The organism is Zarconia sp. (assembly GCF_057467645.1).
Window position 1 is genome coordinate 1 of the sequence record NZ_JBRJXU010000001.1, and the last position, 18,177, is coordinate 18,177.

At 50.2% G+C, this 18,177-nt stretch carries 10 protein-coding genes and 1 tRNA gene; 8 read left to right on the forward strand and 3 right to left on the reverse strand.

Annotation, left to right across the window (positions count from 1 at the left end; genetic code table 11):
- Positions 1–307, reverse strand: a 307-nt coding sequence (locus tag AC2215_RS00005) for a pentapeptide repeat-containing protein (protein ID WP_486807889.1), incomplete at its 3' end; no start/stop codon positions are given.
- 498 nt (positions 308–805) lie between these two features.
- Between AC2215_RS00005 and AC2215_RS00010 the strand changes: the two genes are divergently transcribed.
- The 7 genes from AC2215_RS00010 (at position 806) to AC2215_RS00040 (ending at position 14,854) form a co-directional block, all read left to right on the forward strand.
- On the forward strand, positions 806–6,106 hold the full coding sequence (locus AC2215_RS00010; RefSeq protein WP_486807890.1) for a protein kinase domain-containing protein: 5,301 nt from the start codon (positions 806–808) through the stop codon (positions 6,104–6,106).
- Positions 6,107–6,291: 185 nt separating this feature from the next.
- Complete coding sequence (locus AC2215_RS00015; protein ID WP_486807891.1) at positions 6,292–6,561, forward strand: Uma2 family endonuclease; 270 nt, start codon at positions 6,292–6,294, stop codon at positions 6,559–6,561.
- A gap of 789 nt (positions 6,562–7,350) precedes the next feature.
- Entirely contained in the window at positions 7,351–9,024 is a 1,674-nt protein-coding gene (locus AC2215_RS00020) for a TIGR03032 family protein (RefSeq protein ID WP_486807892.1), read from the forward strand.
- A gap of 374 nt (positions 9,025–9,398) precedes the next feature.
- On the forward strand, positions 9,399–11,408 hold the full coding sequence (locus AC2215_RS00025; protein WP_486807893.1) for a calcium-binding protein: 2,010 nt from the start codon (positions 9,399–9,401) through the stop codon (positions 11,406–11,408).
- Positions 11,409–11,636: 228 nt separating this feature from the next.
- Positions 11,637–13,703, forward strand: coding sequence for a CapA family protein (locus AC2215_RS00030; RefSeq protein WP_486807894.1), 2,067 nt, complete (start codon positions 11,637–11,639; stop codon positions 13,701–13,703).
- A 58-nt stretch (positions 13,704–13,761) separates the two neighbouring features.
- Complete coding sequence (locus tag AC2215_RS00035) at positions 13,762–14,625, forward strand: aldose epimerase family protein (protein ID WP_486807895.1); 864 nt, start codon at positions 13,762–13,764, stop codon at positions 14,623–14,625.
- Between the two features lie 157 nt (positions 14,626–14,782).
- Positions 14,783–14,854 (forward strand) — tRNA-Lys (locus AC2215_RS00040).
- 270 nt (positions 14,855–15,124) lie between these two features.
- Here the strand turns inward: AC2215_RS00040 and AC2215_RS00045 are convergent.
- Together AC2215_RS00045 and AC2215_RS00050 are read right to left on the reverse strand one after the other, a co-directional pair.
- Entirely contained in the window at positions 15,125–16,213 is a 1,089-nt protein-coding gene (locus AC2215_RS00045) for a hypothetical protein (protein ID WP_486807896.1), read from the reverse strand.
- A gap of 225 nt (positions 16,214–16,438) precedes the next feature.
- Positions 16,439–17,446, reverse strand: a complete 1,008-nt coding sequence (locus AC2215_RS00050) for a hypothetical protein (protein ID WP_486807897.1) — start codon at positions 17,444–17,446, stop codon at positions 16,439–16,441.
- A gap of 263 nt (positions 17,447–17,709) precedes the next feature.
- Between AC2215_RS00050 and AC2215_RS00055 the strand changes: the two genes are divergently transcribed.
- Positions 17,710–18,060: a helix-turn-helix domain-containing protein gene (locus AC2215_RS00055; RefSeq protein ID WP_486807898.1), complete on the forward strand. Its 351-nt coding sequence runs from the start codon at positions 17,710–17,712 to the stop codon at positions 18,058–18,060.
- The last annotated feature ends 117 nt before the right edge of the window (positions 18,061–18,177 follow it).

The window sequence follows — 18,177 nt, forward strand, 5'->3', positions numbered from 1 at the left end:
CACTCAGGTCGGGTCTACTCAGGTGGGCTTCACCCAGGTAGGCACCACTCAGGTCGGCGAGACCCAGGTTGGCTCCTCTGAGGTCGGCATCACTCAGATCGGCATCACTCAGGTCAGCTAGACCCAGGTTGGCTCCACCCAGGTAGGCACCACTCAGGTCGGCGAGACCCAGGTTGGCTCCTCTGAGGTCGGCATGACTCAAGTCGGCGTTACTCAGCTTTGGTTTGGCTGAAGGATGTTTTTTCCGCCACTGGTTCCAAGCCTCTACCCCCTGTTTCAGAATTGCCAAATGCTCTTCATTCGCCATAATCGCTCTACTTCTGAAGCTTATGGTGTCAATTCAACCGCAGATTTGCCGATCGCCCCTTGCCAACCCGCACGGGACAAATCCAAATGAATCCTTTTAAAAAACCCTTTTATAACTCAAAAATAAACCTCTTGAAACTCCGATTTTGATATTCAAAAGTTAAGACATCTATTTTTTGTTCAAGGTATTTTATTCGGATAAAGTCTTATTATCAATTTCCAAAACTCAGTAAACTCTCAGTATTTGTAAGGAAAAAAATTTACAGATTGGTGTAAAAAGTTGTAAAATAAACCGTAGTTTCACGTAAGACCCAAACAAGTTTTCTGCAGGTCCGTTTGGGGTCAATTGCTCGGGAAAGACTCATACCCAAGAGTAGAGACCGGCTTCGATCGGGTTTCATATAATTGGGATAAGCCGGCTATGAAAATTTTTTAAAGCGCTCCGAAAACTCAAGTCCTTACTGCTAAACCCGACCTCGCTATCGGTGTATCGATCGATATGACAAATCGCCATACTCTTACGAGCCCTTTTTCAGAATATCAAGATTTAATCTCCATTCACGAGAGCGAAAACTCACAGGTTTATCGCGCGCGACGAGTCGTTGACGATCGAGCCGTCATTCTCAAAGTTTTGAATTGCGAGTATCCTTCCTCCGAGCAAATCCGACGCTACAAACAAGAATATCATCTCACCTCGCAGTTTAACTGTCCCAGTATTATCGAAGCCTGCGGGTTTGAAGCCTCTCAAAGACAGTATGCGATCGTTTTTGAAGATTTTGGTGGAATTTCCCTCAAACAATGGCTCAAGGAGCGAGGAAAGCTCTGTGTGCCCTTTTTTATCTCGATCGCCATCGAGATAACTCAAAGCTTAGACGCCATTCATTCTCGGCAGATTATCCACAAAGATATCAATCCCGCCAATATTGTTTTTAACCCCGAAACTCAAGAACTCAAAATCATCGACTTCGGCATTTCAACCCAACTCCCCCGCGAAAATACAGCCCTGAAAAACCCCAATACTCTAGAAGGAACCCTGGCGTATATTTCCCCCGAGCAAACCGGGAGAATGAATCGAGGTTTGGACTATCGCACGGACTATTATTCCTTGGGGGTTACCTTCTACGAACTGCTGACGGGAGAATTGCCGTTTCAAAGTGCCGATCCTCTAGAACTGGTTCATTTTCATCTCGCCCAAAATCCGCCGTCTCTTCCCCGATCGATTCCCGCACCTCTGCGAGAGATTATTATCAAATTGATGGCGAAAAATGCAGAAGATCGCTATCAAAGCAGCCACGGGTTAAAAGCCGATCTCGAAGAATGTCGCCGACAGCTAGAAACGACCCATAAAATTATCCCGTTTCCGATCGCCCAAGAAGATATTTCCGAGGGCTTGCAAATTTCTCAAAAACTGTACGGCAGAGAAGCCGAAGTGGCGGCATTACTGACCGCATTCGAGCGGGTGGGCGAGACGGGAAACATGGAACTGGTGACGGTTACCGGCTACTCCGGCATCGGCAAATCATCCCTGGTTCAAGAACTCTACAAACCCATCACCGCCCGCCGCGGCTATTTCCTGTCGGGCAAATTCGACCAATATCAACGCAATATCCCCTATTCGGCGATCGTCGCTGCATTTCGAGGCTTCATCGGACAATTATTAGGGGAAACTCAATTACAACGCTGGCGAGAAAAGTTATTACAAGCCCTCGGATATAACGGACAGATTATTATCGATCTCATTCCCGAATTAGAACTGATTATTGGCAAACAACCCCCAGCACTCGAACTCGATAAAGAAGAAAAACAAGCTTGTTTTTTATTCGTATTCGGGCATTTTATTTGGGCATTGTGCGATGCCGATCGCCCTTTGATTTTATTCCTCGATGACTTGCAATGGGCGGATATCGCCAGCATCCGATTCATCGAGCGCATGCTTTTGGATGGACAAACCCAACACCTGTTATTATTGGGGGCTTATCGCGATAACCAAGTGAGTGCCAGTCATCCTTTGGCGATCGCCCTGAAAAAACTGCAAAAGCACGATAGCGCCATCTCGCAAATTAACTTAAATCCCTTATCTTGCGATTCGATTGCCGCTTTAATTGGCGATACCCTCGATCGCACCTCCGATGAAGTTTGGGAGTTCGCGCAACTCATCGAGCGAAAAACCGGAGGCAATCCCTTCTTTACCAACGAGTTTTTAACGGCGTTGCATGGAGAACAACTCTTGCACTTCGATCGCGAATCGAGGCGTTGGCAATGGGAGATCGAAGCGATTGAAGCCCGCAGCTTCACCGATAATATTGTCGATTTAACGATCGCCAAACTCAAAAAACTCCCAGAATCGATGCAAGAGATTTTATCGATCGCTGCTTGCGCCGGTACCGAATTTAACTTAGAGGCGATCGCCGCCATTTCCGGTTACTCGTGCCAGGAAACCGCTCGCTGTTTAAAAACCGCCATCGATCGCAACTTAATTTTCCCTCTTTCAGATCCCGATGAAAACTTGCTGATTCAGTTCTATCGATTCGGACACGATCGCATTCAACAAGCCGCCTACGCCCTAATTCCCGACGCCCAAAAAGAGAGCGTTCGCTATCAAATCGGACGGCGACTCTTACAAACCCTCTCTCCCGCCGCCAAGAAAGAGCGCATCTTCGAAATCGTCAGTCACCTCAACGATGCAAAAGCGTTAATTTCCGACGCGCGAGAACGGGATGAACTCGCCAAACTCAATCTGATTGCCAGCCGCAAAGCCAAAGCCACTGCCGCCTATCAAGTGAGTCGTCAGTACGCGAATGCGGGGATTGCTTTACTTGGAGAGAATGCTTGGCAGCGACAATATCAACTCACCCTCATCCTCCATAATTTAGCCGCCAAATTAGCATACCTCTGCGGCGATTTGGACGCCATGGAAGCCTGTGTCGAAACCGTCGAACGAGAGGCGAAATCGTTACCGGAAAAAGTCAATGTCTATCGCAATCGCATTCAAGCCTACGCCTCCCGCAATCAACCCAACGAAGCCCTGGCGGTGGGTTTAACCGTCTTGCAACAGCTTGGGGTCACTTTCCGAGAAACCCCAACTCGGGCGCAGATCCAACGCGCCATGGCTCAAATTAAGCAACTCATTGGCGATCGCGCGATCGAAGACTTGTTGCATCTGCCGCCGATGACTCACATCGAACAAATCGCCCGAGTTCAGATTGCCAGCAGCATTCTCCCAGCGGCATACAACTGCGCTTCTCCAGTGTTTCCCTTGCTTGCTGCCCTATGCGTCAAACTCTCGATCGAGTATGGAACCACCTTCGATTCCCCCTTTGCCTATGCCAACTACGGCATCATTCTTTGCAACCTCGCGCGGGATATCGAAACTGGGGTCAAATTCGGTCAACTCGCACTTCAAGTCGTTGCCAAACTCGATGCCAAAGGGGTGAAATCCGAGACGTTAAATGCGGCGTGTTTCTTCCTCCTCCACCGCCAAGCTCATCTCAAAACCACCCTCCCCCTCATCCGAGAAGGGTACGAAGCGGGACTGGAAGTGGGCCATCTCGAACATGTTGGCTATAGTGCCGATATGCTGTGTCTCCATTCGTTTTGGAGCGGTCAACCGTTAGAAACTGTAGAGGAGGAAACCCACGCCTACTGCGATCGGTTAGAACAGTTAAATCAACGCTCTACCGCATATTACTATCACATTTACTGGCAATCCATTTTAAATTTGCGTGGGGTGACTCAAGATCGGAGTCTTTTCTCTGGAGACGCGCTGCAAGAAACCGAACTTTTACCCAAACTCATCGCATTCGGCGATTCTGTGGGGTTGTATCTTTTCTATTTACACAAACTGATGCTGTGCTACCTCTTTGGGGAGTACGAATTGGCAACGCGCCAGGCTGCTGAGGTGCGACGCTATTTTCGAGCGGGTAAAGGAACCATTGGCGAACCGGGATTTTATTTCTACGATTCTTTGAACCGGCTGGCGGGTTTGAATTCCGATGCCGATGCCGACGCTTCAGAAGTATCGGATGCCTTGGAACAGGTGGAACGAAACCAACAGCAACTGCAACAGCATTGGGCAAAAAATGCGCCGATGAATTACCAGCATAAGGTGGATTTGGTGGAAGCGGAAAAATGCCGAGTTCTCGGTAACAAAGTGGAAGCTGTCGAATTCTATACCCGAGCAATTTCCGGCGCGCAGGCAAACGAATACATTCAAGAAGAAGCCTTAGCCAACGAACTCGCCGCCAAATTTTATCTGGACTGGGGTCAGGAAAAAGTGGCTCGCGTTTATATGACGGATGCATTCTACTGCTACGAACGTTGGGGGGCAACGGCTAAAGTCAAACATTTAGAAGAGAACTATCCCCAATGGCGGCAATCTTTCACCGCACCAACCCCATCAACGATATTGACCACCCATTCCACCACCCATTCAACCGGGGGTGCGGATTTAGATTTATCCACTGCGATTAAATTTATTAATACTATTGCCAGTGAAATTATTATGGAGAAATTACTGGCATCTTTAATGAAAATCGCGATCGAAAATTCGGGGGCACAACGGGGGGTTTTTATTATCCCAGAAGACGATCGCTTATTCGTCGTCGCCACCCACAGAGCCGAAGCCGAGAAGATGTGCGTGTTGCAATCGATTCCGTTAACCCAGTTCGATCGAATCCCGGCAAAAATTATCTATTATGTGGCTCGCACTCGCGAAACCGTTGTCCTCAACGATGCCACTCGCGACGGCAACTTTACCGACGATCCCTATATTCAAGAAACTCGCTGTCAATCCATTGCCTGTGCGCCGGTTATCGATCGCGGTAAACTTCAAGGCATTATTTATCTCGAAAATCACTTAACGGCAGGTGCTTTTACCCGAGCGCGGTTAACCCTTCTGCAAATCTTGGCAAACCAAGCGGCAATTTCATTAGAAAACGCTCAACTCTACGAGAATATTACCACCTTAAATACCGCTTACGAACGCTTCGTCCCCGCCCAATTTTTGAGCGTTTTAGATAAGAAAAGTATTATCGATGTCACCCTCGGAGACCAGGTGGAACGGGAAATGACGGTTTTATTTTCCGACATTCGCGACTTTACCACCCTGTCCGAACAGATGACGCCAGCGGATAATTTCGCCTTTATTAACGAGTATCTCGGTTATATGGAACCGTTAATTCAAGAGCATGGCGGATTTATCGATAAATACATTGGCGATGCGATTATGGGACTGTTTCCCAGTGGTGCCGATGATGCCCTTCAAGGGGCGATCGCCATGCTGAACGCGCTCAAAGAATACAATCAAATTCGCCAAGGAAACAACCAACAACCCATCCGCATCGGCATCGGCTTACATACCGGTTCGTTAATGTTAGGAACGGTAGGTGGATGTAGCCGCATGGATGGAACGGCGATCGGGGATTCTGTCAATCTTTCCTCGCGGGTGGAAGGGTTGACGAAAAAATATGGCGTTTCTCTCCTAATGACCTATCAAACCTTAGCCCGGTTGAATAACCCCCTAGAATATGACTTGCGATTTATCGATCGCGTAAAAGCCAAAGGAAAAACGCAATCGGTGAGTTTGTTTGAAGTCTTTTCTGCCGATCCGCCCGATTTAAAAGCGGCGAAAAATTCGACTAAGGAAAAGTTTGAACGTGCTATTTTATTCTATTCTGAAGGAAATTTTCGAGAAGCGGAACGTTTATTTCAAGACTGTGTCAATTCTCATGGCGGCGATCGGGCGGCTCGTTACTATCTCGATCGAATTCGCAACGTACAAACATCTCTGAGTTTGGCTTGAGCGATAAGTGGGGTAGGCACAGGGGTACTACCCCTACGGCTTTTAAAATTTTCTCGATCGACTCTTTGAAAGGTTAATGTTTGGCGCAAACAGCGATCGTATTTCTTCAAACTGCTGTATATGTCAGCGATAAACCGAATAGATGTCCGACACTGGCAAATCTCGATAAACTAAATCACGAAAAATTGAAAGTCTATCGCCGCAACCAAGTCCGCGAATATTTGGTGTGGAAAGTGTACGATCGCACCTTCGATTGGTTTCGGCTGCATGAGGGGGAGTACCAACACCTGCAACCCGATGACACAGGCATCGTTCGCAGCGAGATATTTCCAGGTTTGTGGCTGCCGGTATCATCCCTGTTAGATGGGGATTTAGCGCGGGTGCTGGCGGTGGTGGGAGAGGGGGTTGCCAGTGGGGAACATGAGGAATTTATAGGGCAGTTACAACCGAAGTAAGGGAGAGCGCGATCGAGTTGAATCCAGATCGTCTGTGGCTTAGAGGCGATCGAGACAGTACCTTACCCATATTGGAAAGTCAGTTGCCAAAATCGGAAAGATCTTTCAGGAAAAGTACTGTATATTGTGAGCCAATGCGTAGATCGCAATCATCATCGAAAAAAATACAGTTGTTGCAAAAAAGCTGAACATAGATCGAACGGATATCGATCGAAATATTATTCATTCCTCATCTCTGTTCGTGGCGATCGAGCATATTTTATTGTGTAAAAAAATAAATTTTACACAACACACTTAATTGACATTATCTGGGAAACTATTGAAAATTAAGTCTGGCATCAATCATATAAAGCCCTTTAAATAAAGGGATACGTAAAGTATTAAATATATTGCAAAACCCCAACGAAAACCAATAAATTAAGTATTTATCATACATTCTGCATGATAAATATTCGATTGACTTATTTAGCAATCGTCATTTTTTTAATAAAATTGTAATTTATGCAAGCTTTAATAAATGAAGACAAATTTATAGTTAATAAAAAATATCAACTAGATTGGTTTTATTTCAATCGAAACATGATATAAAAAACAAGAAATAATTAATCTCTGAAAAACAAAAAAATTATCGAATTTAAATTAAATTTTGCAATCGTTTTTTTGTATGAGATGTAGCAAGCAAGTTCCAAGTTAGGGCAAATTCAATCAAAAATTCTGTTTTCTCATCTCGAGCGAATTTTTGATGGCACTCATTTTGGGATTTCAAATCTCTAATCATGAGTTTGACTAATGTATACAAAACCCACATTTCCAATATCCTCTCAACCCACCCAAACTCAACATTCCACTCCAACTTCCGCCTTTGAAATCACTGCATCCCGCCAATTTACCTCCTGGCTGGTCGAGCAACATCTCAGTTTAGTTTTCACCACCTATCAAACCAACCGCCTATTGTTCCTGAGCGGTCAAACCAACGGACGGCTTAAACTCCACGAACGGCGATTTGACAAACCCATGGGACTCTATGCCCACGGAGAACGTCTCTATCTGAGTACCCGTTACCAACTGTGGCAGTTCGAGAACCTGTTGGAAACGCCAGAACAATATGGAAAATGCGATCGCCTCTACGTCCCCCGCATCACTTACACGACCGGAGATCTCAACGTCCATGATGTCGTCTTAGACAACTCGCAAAACATTGTTTTTGTCAATACCGACTTTAGTTGTCTGGCCACTCTCGACCCCAGCTACAGTTTCGTTCCCCTGTGGCAACCCCCGTTTATCTCCAAACTCGTTCCTGAAGACCGATGCCACCTCAACGGTTTAGCCATCGTCGAGGGTCAACCCAAATACGTCACCGCCTGTAGCGCTACCGATACCGCTGCCGGCTGGCGCAACCACCAACGGGATGGAGGCGTTGTCATCGATGTCGAACGCAACGAAATCATCACGACCGGCTTATCCATGCCCCATTCTCCCCGATGGTACGAGGGGAAGCTGTGGCTGCTCAATTCCGGTACTGGAGAACTCGGATACATCGATATCGATAAGGGTCAATTTGTCCCCATAACCTTCTGTCCGGGATTTGTCAGGGGATTGGCATTTTGGAAACACTACGCCATCGTCGGGTTATCCAAACTCCGTTCTTCCCACTTCACCGGACTCGCTCTCGAAGAGCATCTGAGCGCCCAAGGAAATACTTCCCACTGTGGGGTGATGGTCATTGACCTCAGCACCGGGAAAATCGTTGAGTGGCTGCACATCGGACAGACGATTGAAGAACTCTTCGATATCGTCATTTTGCCGGGGGTTCGTCAACCCGAAGCCTTGGGTTTACAAGGGGATGACCTACAACGCCTGGTCAGATTTCCCAACTCTGGCGGCATTGTCACCACCAAACCCACCGTAGAACGCCCTAGTATCGGTCAAGCCCCCCCGGTCGCGGGTTTACCTCAAACTTCAGAAGAACTCAAACCCGCCCTCGCCGTCAAATACCAGCGCGTCTATCATCTCGATGCGGCTAACGTTCTCGACTACGATGCCCTCACCTATCCGAGTTTGCAACAACGCTGGCAGAGCAAACCCCTTAAAGGCGAACTCCTGGGAATTTCTGCGGCTGTTGACGGGTCTTTCGTCGGGTTTGCCATTGCCGAACGTTTGAGTGTGCAAACCGCAGAAATTATCTCCCTACTGGTGTTACCCGACTACTGCCAACAAGGAATCGGCACAAAATTACTGATTTACCTCGAACGAGAACTCACACGACAAGGTTGTCAGCAGTTAACTCTGGTCTATGCCACCAGTACTCTGACCCAGGTCGCCTTAGAACCCATCCTGCAAAAACTCCACTGGTCAACCCCTCAAACCCACCCAGAAGGACGGCAGACGGAAAAGTGTATGGAAGCGGGTTCATCTAGCTCCCATCCCCAGAATCCAATCTCTAGAGTCGTCCTAGGAAAATAATCATCTCATCGCGATGTGGGACGAACGACCGGCCCAGAATCCTGGAAAACAGTCCCCGCGCTTCATGGAATCGTGGATTTCTGGGAGCACTCTTTCTCAAAATCTCAAACCTTTCAATTTGGAGCAATTCACTCTGATGTGTGTACCCAACTTTTTCTACCCAACGACCAACCCCCTCAAATCCATGGGGAATCGCAGCAGACGGGAAAGTGAACGAATCGAATTCATCCACCTCCCATCCCCAGAATCCGACCCTTAGAGTTGTCCGGACCAGAATTGGGGAAAACAGTCCTCAATCTCGATGGAATCGTGGATTCGCGGGAAATACTCTTCGCCAAAATCTAAAACCTTTCAATTCGGAGAAATCAAATCTCATGTCTACACCCAATTTTGCGACCCCAGTCGTCAACCCCTTCGGACTGGTGGACGTGCAAGCTTTTGCCTCCCCTGACTTCGTTGACATCGACGGGGATGGCGATCTCGATGTCTTTGTGGGTCAAAGTGGCGGCAATACCTTTTTCTACGAGAACACCGGAGATGCGACTAACCCCACCTTAGCCGCCCCGGTTACCAACCCCTTCGGACTCGGGGATGTGGGATTTTCCGCCTCCCCCACCTTTGCTGACATTGATGGGGATGGAGATTTCGATGCCTTTATCGGGCAAGATAATGGCAATACCTTTTTCTTCGAGAACACAGGAGATGCCAGTAACCCCTCCTTTGCCACCTCGGTTGCCAACCCCTTCGGACTGACGGATTTGGGATTTTTGTCCAATCCCACTTTCGCGGACATCGACGGGGATGGAGATCTCGATGCCTTTGTCGGGGCCAATGAGACGATCTTGGCCAATGGCAGTACCTTTTTCTTTGAGAACACGGGAGATGCCAGTAGCCCCTCCTTCGCTGCCCCGGTTGCCAACCCCTTCGGACTGACGGAGATCCCTGGACGTCGTATGTCTCCCACTTTTGCTGACTTCGACGGGGATGGCGATCTCGATGCCTTTGTCGGGATAGATGATGGCAATACCCGGTACTTCGAGAATACGGGAGATGCCAGTAGTCCCTCCTTTGCCGCCCCGGTTACAAATGCCTTCGGACTGACGGATGTGGGATTTTCTTCGAGTCCCGACTTAGTTGACATCGACGGGGATGGCGATCTCGATGCCTTTGTCGGGGCGAATGATGGCAATACCCGGTACTTCGAGAATATTCCAGTTGTTGCCAACCAACCCCCGGTTGCCAATGATGACAGTATCACCACCGACGAAGACACTGCAGTCACTGGAGATGTACTTGCCAACGACAGCGACGCTGACAGTGACCCCTTAACCGTCACCGAAGTCAACGGGGAAGCAGCCGATGTGGGTTCTCCAGTCACCCTGCCTTCGGGAGCCTTGCTGACCCTCAACGGAGATGGCACCTTTGACTACGACCCCAACGGTGCCTTTGAATCCCTCGGCAGTGGCGATACCGATACCGACAGTTTCACCTATACCCTCAGCGATGGCACCGATACCGATACGGCAACGGTGACGGTCACCATTGATGGCGCGGACGATGTCCCAACTCCCGGAGATGACATTCTCACCGGAACTTCTGGTAACGATCTCATTCTCGCGCTGCCCGGAAACGATCTGGTGAATGCCGGTAATGGGGACGACACAGTCGGTGGTGGTGAAGGCGACGACACGATCGACGGTGGTGCGGGGAACGATGTTATCCGAGGCTGGACGGGTCGCGAGCTGATAAATGGCGGTGCCGGAGCGGACAATCTACAAGGAGGACCGAATCCAGATACCCTCAATGGTGGAGATGATGACGATTCTCTCGATGGGGGTTTGGGTGCCGACGTTCTCAATGGTGATGCTGGAGACGACTTTATTGCCGGTCGCAATGGTAACGATTTGCTAACGGGAGGTCTGGGTGCAGACGATCTCCGAGGGGGGAATGGGCAAGATACTCTAGATGGTGGAGATGATGACGATGCTCTCCACGGTGGTCGGAATGATGACAGTTTAACTGGAGGTATGGGAAGCGACTTTCTCGACGGAGAAGCGGGTAACGATATTTTAATCGGCGTTGACTCCTCGGTAGCCGCTCCTGGAAGCGGAGAATTGGACAACCTGCGCGGTGGTGGGGGTGCTGATACCTTTATTCTTGGCGATGCAACCACCGCTTACTATCTGGGGGGCGGTGATGCGGATTACGCCCGGATTCGGACCTTTAATCCTGCCGAGGATACGATCCAATTATCCGGTAGCGAAGCCGACTATACCCTCAATATCATCGGTCAGGATACGGAGATTCTTCAAGGTGGCGATCGGGTGGCTTTCTTGATTAACGATCGTATCGGTGACTTCAGCAGCGGTTTTAGCTTTGTGTGAACGTTCGAGGTTGAACTGTCTTCATCGATCGTTGACGGTTTGACTGAGAGTTGACAACTTTTAAGGGTGACACCGGATCGTCGAGATTTCGTGTTGCCCGATCTCGATCGTTGAATCCGTCATTGTCAATTGTCCATTGTCCATTGTCCATTGACCTTCCCCGTTCCCTTCCCCGGTCAAATATGATTAAATGTGGCTGGTATTGACTGGTATTGACGAGGAAAAGGAATGGTCGCTTACATGGATATTCTCGGGCAACCATCGTCGATGGAACTTGCTCGATCGGGGCATCTTCAAGAGATTGCCTACTGGCTCAACCAGTTTCTCATTCCTCAAGGTATTTACGCCCGAGTCGGTGCTGCGAGTCAAGGTTTCCTGCGCATCCTCGTCGAACTGCCTCCCCAAGGTTCTGCCCAATCGCGGAAAAAGCCGCTTGTCGACTTCATCTGCCACCAGATCTGGAAGCTCAATTCCGATCGCATCCAAGGGGTGCGCATTGCCGCCCGTCCCGCCGGTCGATCGCAAATCCTCTGGAAACAGTCCGTCCGCATTTCCACCCCAGCCAATCGCCAGCGACAACGCACTCAGACCGCCAAGCCAACGAAGGTGCAAACAAAGGTTGCAACCAAGGCGAAACCCCTTTCCCTCTCCCAACCCCTCCGCTCCTCGATCGAATCCATCCGCACCTTCATTGGCACCCACTACAAAACCCTGCGCGTCTTGCTCTTAACGGGGGCAACGGCCGCAGCGTTTGCGTTTGGGGTGTGGTTTAGTTCCCAACAGTTACTTGCCCCGCAAGCCTCGAATTCCATCCCGTCATCTCCATCATCGGCGGCATCGGTCTCGTTTTCCCCACAATCGGCGATCGTCCCGCCCCTACCGAAAGAAGTTGGCACTGTAAACGCTGCGATGGAGCGCGTTTCCGTACTCGAACACGCACAAGTTATCGCCCCCGACGATCCGACAATTTCCCTGATGTTTGCCGGGGATGTCACCCTTTCTGCTCGAGACGGCGACGGGGTGGAGGGTGAAAGCATATTGGCATTTGCGGCGATGGAAGAAATGGTGCAAGCGGATGTGGCGGCGATTAATTTAGAACACGTCCTCACCCGAGAGTTTCCCGCAACGGAGAAAACCGTCACCTACCGCAGCGCCCCCGAATCCGTGGCAATTTTAGCCAACAGCGGCATCGATGTGGTGAATCTGGCCAACGATCGCGCCATGAAATACGGAGAAATGGGCCTCACAGAAACCCTCGAAACCCTCGATCGCGCTGGCATTCACCGCGTCGGGGCGGGGCGAGATGCCACCGAAGCGCGCCGTCCGGTAATTTTAGAGGTCAAAGGACAAAAAATCGCCTACTTGGGCTACTACACCGGCGACTTTAAGTCGGCCTCGAGAGATGAAGCCGGCACCAATCAAGCCTTCAAAGATCGGATCGCAGCGGATCTGAGGGCACTCCGAGAACAGGTCGATTGGACGATCGTCAATTTTCACTGGGGGGCGCAACTCGCCGAAACCCCCGATTCCTGGCAAATCGATCTGGCCCACTTCACCATCGATAATGGCGCTGATTTAATCGTCGGACATCACCCCCAAGTGCTACAGGGGGCGCAAATCTACAAAGATCGGGCGATCGCCTACTCCTTGGGTAATTTTATGGTGGATGACGGCTCTCGGGGTCGTTACGATACGGCGGTGTTGAAAGTCCTCCTCACCGACTCGAGTATGAAGGTGGAATTTTTACCCGTTGAAGTTCGCGATTTTCAGCCCCAAGTGGTGCGCGGACGGCCCGGTCGCCGAATTCTCCGGCAAATCGAAGCGCGATCGGAAACCTTCGATCGACCCATGCCTGCTTCCGCCCTGTTAAAAAGATCCCTGAAGCAACCGCAAAATTCCCAGCCTGAAGAGACCCCATTGCCTTCGGATTCGTCTAGATTCCCCCGCTCTCCCTCGATTTCCGATCCACCCGTTCCCGTCGAGAGCGAAAATCCCGGCGCATCCGAGGTGTTCCAACCCTGGAAAAATACCCCCACGGTGCCCGCACTAATGTCGAATCCCGAAAGGAAAGACCCCGAAGAGATCGAGACCTTCATTCGCCAACCGTTTGTCGCTCCCACCGACGAAGGCTCTACCTCCCCCGATGGCCAAAGCGATCGACCCCCAGCACCAAGTTTACCCTTCGAGGGCCAATCCGATCGCCAGCGCATCTCCCATCGGTCTGTAGAGTTACCCCCTCTAGCTCGTCCTTCGGACTCTTCCTCCATGAATAATTCGTGGCTTGAAGTGTCTTAACCCTCTCTATCCCTCCCCATCCAACCCCAAAAATCCACTCGCAACCCGTAGCCGTTTCATGTTTGCCATCGATCGAAAAGACGCTGAATATCAAACCTACATTCTGAGCGATCGCGCCGCCGATTCGAGCCTGGAAGTCGTGCCAGAACGCGGAGGAATCATCACTCGCTGGCAAGCTGGGGGTCACGCCATGCTCTACCTCGATTCAGAACGATTCGCTAACCCCGAGTTGAGCGTTAGAGGCGGCATTCCCATCCTCTTTCCCATTTGCGGCAATCTACCAGACAATACCTACACCGATGGGGATACATCATATACCCTCAAACAACACGGTTTCGCCCGAGATTTGCCGTGGACGGTGACTCAAAGTGCGATCGAAGACTGCGCCAGTCTTACCCTAACCCTCGAGAGTAACGACTTCACCCGTGCCGTTTACCCCTTCGATTTCCGCCTCGTCTTCACCTACCGCCTCAAGGGAAAAACCCTCGAAATTAGCCAGCGTCATATCAACCTGTCCGATCGCATGATGCCCTTTTCGACGGGTCTGCATCCCTATTTTCAAGTTTCCGATAAGACTCAGCTTCAGTTCGATATCCCGTCCAATCAGTATTGGGACCAAAAAAAACACGCCACCGAGACCTTTAACGGTCGCTTTGATTTCGATCTCGATGAAATTGATGTCGCCTTCGGTTCTCTCACTCGCCAGTCGGCGATGGTGAAAGACCCCAGCCGCAACATCGCCCTAACCATGGAATACAACTCCCTTTACTCTCGCGTGGTGTTTTGGACGGTGAAGGGGAAAGACTATTACTGCATCGAACCTTGGAGCGGTCCCCGTAACGCCATCAATACCGGCGAGAACCTCATTCAACTTCATCCCAATTCCAGCTTGACGACATTGGTTCGTTTCATGGTACACTAGCTCTGCTTTAACCAATATTTGGGTTTCTCGATCGCGTTTCTGAGGTTGTCTTCCCAAAATAATTGGAAAAAGTATTTTTGAACTTGACTCTTTGCGCACGCAGCGTGCTATGCTAGGAAAGGTTCAATCCAACCGCACCAAACAGCTCAATACATAGGGGTCGCTAACTCAACGGTAGAGTACTCGGCTTTTAACCGATTAGTTCCGGGTTCGAATCCCGGGCGACCCATAAATAACCCCACTGTTACGTTTGACAGTGGGGTTTTGAATTGATGGAAGAGGGGGTGTAGGGTTTAGGGTGTGGGGTGTAGGGTGAGGGAGAACGTCAGATCTCAGATGGGGAAGATCGTTGTAACTGACCCATTATCAATGGTCCATTCACTCCTTCTTTTCAATAATCAATAAACACTCGCTCCTCCCTCGAGACACTCTTACTCATCCTCACCGCCTCCCCGCGTCCCCGTGTCGGTCAAAAGCTGCCCCCGACACCTCCAAAACCCTACTTCCCGCGTGGCTGATTCTTCGCCTGTTCCAGGGCGATATCCTTCACCGCTTGTAGGGAATTGGCATTTGCAGACCCTTCGATCGCCTTCACGGCCAAATCTTGCACCTGTTTGAGGGCCGAATCGAGTTGCCCGCTGAGGCTAGCAATGCGCGCATCCTGGTTGGCGATGGTTTCACTCAAAGATTGCAGCCGCAGTTCGTAAGCCTGTTTGCGCCCTTCGATTTCCTTGGCTTTCAAATCCGCTTTCACCTTCGCCTGATAGTGACCGATATTGCGGCCGCTGTCTTTACCGCGCTTGATGGTGGCTTCGAGTTCTTGGGGATATGCTTCCACCTTCGTTTTGTACTCGTGGAACTGCTTTTCGCGATCGCAAATTGCCTTCTCCCGCTCGTCAAGCGCTTCCTCCCGTTCCTGCTGCATTTCTTCTAATGCCCGGTAAAGTCGCTCCTGGGTGGCTTCGTACTCCTCTTCGTCCAAACGGCGCTGGAGTTCCAACTCGTATTCGTATTCCTGGGCATCGCGCTGGCGGGTTTTGCGATGTTCTTCGTTCCGTTCTTTCACGAAACGCTGGCGTTCCTCCCGTTCTTTCGCCCATGCCTCCTGGCTGGCAGAGACCTCTTGTTCGAGGGTTTCGCGTTGCCGATCGAGTTCTTCGCGGAACTGTTTGGCACTGTCTTGGTATTGCGTCACCAGGTTGTGGAGGGTGTCGTCTTCAATCTCTGATAAGTCGTGCAGTTCCGTGAGTTGGGCAACTTCTTCATCAACGCGATCGCGCAATTCTTCCAGTTTCGAGGCTTCTGCGGTCAGTTTTTCCGATAAGTCGCTCACAGATGTGCCAAATCCCGACTGTAATTGCATCAGGCGATCGATGGTTTCGTTCATGCGCTGTTGTTGGATGGAGTGGGAGGAGTGGGATGTCATGGCGGGTTTCTCGGAGGGTTTGGATTTCGGTGCCGTTGCAGTTTTGGCGCTGGCGTCTTGCTGGCGCATCTGGGATTCGAGAGCGGCTTTTTCTTTGCTGAGTTCTTTGTAAGCGGCGAGGATGTCGGCTTTGGTGCTGCGAGAGGTGGGTTTCTTAGCCATGGTGAATTCTTCGGGTTAATGTGGCGGCGATGGGAAAAATCCGGGTTAGCATTCAGCTCTCCGCCATACTCTTGTCAGAGTCGCTACGCGAACGGCGATCGGCTTTGGAAGAAGGGAAAATGCATCGTAATGTTGCCGGTGAGTTCGCTGAAATTCAAGCTTTTCAAGTAATGCGGAGGAGTTGAAACAAGCTGATAGCTAACGGCTGAATGCTGAATGCGATTCCTAGCCTAAAAGAGAGCGCTTATCTTTGGAAGAGGTGCTCGCAGGACTGGAAAATGCTTGCTGAGCCAAGGTTTGAGCTTGCTTGGTGGCTTCTTGCAGTTGACCCGAAATTTCGGAAATCTGCTCGCGCTGACGTTCGATCGTGGCTTCGAGGGCAGAAATTTTGAGTTCGTACCCTTGCTCGGTGCCTTCCCATTCTTTGTCGAACAAGTCGGCTTTAACTTTCTCTTGCTTGGTGACTTCGGCGATCGCCTCTTCTTTGGCTTTGATGTAGGCTTGCTTGAGTTCTTCTTCAAACCCTTCGGCTTTGGTGCGATTCTCTTCAAACAGGGCTTGATTATCGTTGAGGAACTTCTCCCGAACGGTCCAATCTTTCTCTTTTTCCCGCTCGGTTTCGGTCAAATCTTGTTCGAGCTGTCGCTGCTGCTGTTGGTATTCGTCAGCTTCGATTTTGCGCTTGCGTTCGAGGTTGTATCCATAGTCTGCTTCTTCGAGTTCCCGCTGTTTGCCCAGTAACTCCTCGGCTTCGAGGTTAGCGGTTTCAAATTCTTGTTGCTCTTTTTCCCAGGCTTTGCGGGTTCGCTCTCGTTCTTTTTCCAGGGCTTCGCGCGATCGGGTGGTTTCATCTTCGAGGGCGCGCAATTGCTCTTGATGTTCCTGCCGCAACAGGTGCAGGGCATCAGCCACGATCCGGACTTGTTGGAGTTGTTGCAGGTTTTCGGTTTCGATGGCGATCGCCCGATGCAGTCGATCGAGTTTCTCGGCTTCGGTTTCGAGGCGATCGGACAGACTATTAATGATATTACCAAAGTCGAGCTGCAAGTCCGCCAAACTGCGCACGATATTATCGGCGGTGTAAGTGGCGGCAACTTCGAGCAGTTGCTTATTTTTCTCTTTCTCGGCTTCTTCCTCCTTCGTCGCGACTTGATATTCCTGTTGCTGTTGACGCTCCAAAATACGCTGGAATTCTTGGAGAATTTGGTCTTTGGTGTTGGTTGCTTGAGTCATGGGATTTGGAGGTTGGAGGTTCGATTTTGGATCGGAGTTGGGGCAATACATCGTTATCACCCGCGTCCGATCTGGGAGATATTCCGATGCTGCATCCTTTTCCAGGGTTTGAATTTGTGGATGCTGCGTCGTTAGTTGATTTTTTTATTGAACTAAATCCAGTGTAACCTGGGTTGATTTTTTGTTCAACTAAATCCAGTGTAACCTGGGTTGATTTTTTTGTCAAACCTAGCCTAGAATGCGGGTGTAGCGACCGAAAAACCGTGATACTGACGTTTGGGAAAGTAATTCGGCAAGCCCGCCAGGACAAAGGCTACTCGCAGCGTCAACTGGCCAAACTGCTGAAAGTGGATTTTACCTATTTATCGAAACTCGAAAACGATCGAGCCGACTATGCTGCCAAAGAAGATGTGATTCGATCGTTGGCAAAACACCTGGGCATGGACGAAGAAGAACTGGTGTTCCTCGCCGGACGGCTGCCCCAGCGATACGAAGAATTCCTCAAGCAAAACTACCGCCATCTCCCCAAACTCTTCGGGCGGATGGTTGAAAGTCCTGGATTTGCCGATCGCATTTTTCGAGCGGCGACGGGGAAAGAGGATGGGGGGGAATGAGGACGCGGTGACGCGGGGATGGGGAGAGGGGGAGACAAGGGAGACAAGGGGACAAGGGGACAAGGGGACAAGGGGACAAGGGGACAAGGGGACAAGGGGACAAGGGGACAAGGGAGA

Bases quoted from the DNA above. Each gene is read 5' to 3' on its own strand.
- AC2215_RS00030 (WP_486807894.1), top strand. From the start codon at position 11,637: ATGGTCGCTTACATGGATATTCTCGGGCAACCATCGTCGATGGAACTT.
- AC2215_RS00020 (WP_486807892.1), top strand. From the start codon at position 7,351: ATGTATACAAAACCCACATTTCCAATATCCTCTCAACCCACCCAAACT.
- AC2215_RS00035 (WP_486807895.1), top strand. From the start codon at position 13,762: ATGTTTGCCATCGATCGAAAAGACGCTGAATATCAAACCTACATTCTG.
- AC2215_RS00025 (WP_486807893.1), top strand. From the start codon at position 9,399: ATGTCTACACCCAATTTTGCGACCCCAGTCGTCAACCCCTTCGGACTG.
- AC2215_RS00010 (WP_486807890.1), top strand. From the start codon at position 806: ATGACAAATCGCCATACTCTTACGAGCCCTTTTTCAGAATATCAAGAT.
- AC2215_RS00045 (WP_486807896.1), bottom strand. From the start codon at position 16,213: ATGGCTAAGAAACCCACCTCTCGCAGCACCAAAGCCGACATCCTCGCC.
- AC2215_RS00050 (WP_486807897.1), bottom strand. From the start codon at position 17,446: ATGACTCAAGCAACCAACACCAAAGACCAAATTCTCCAAGAATTCCAG.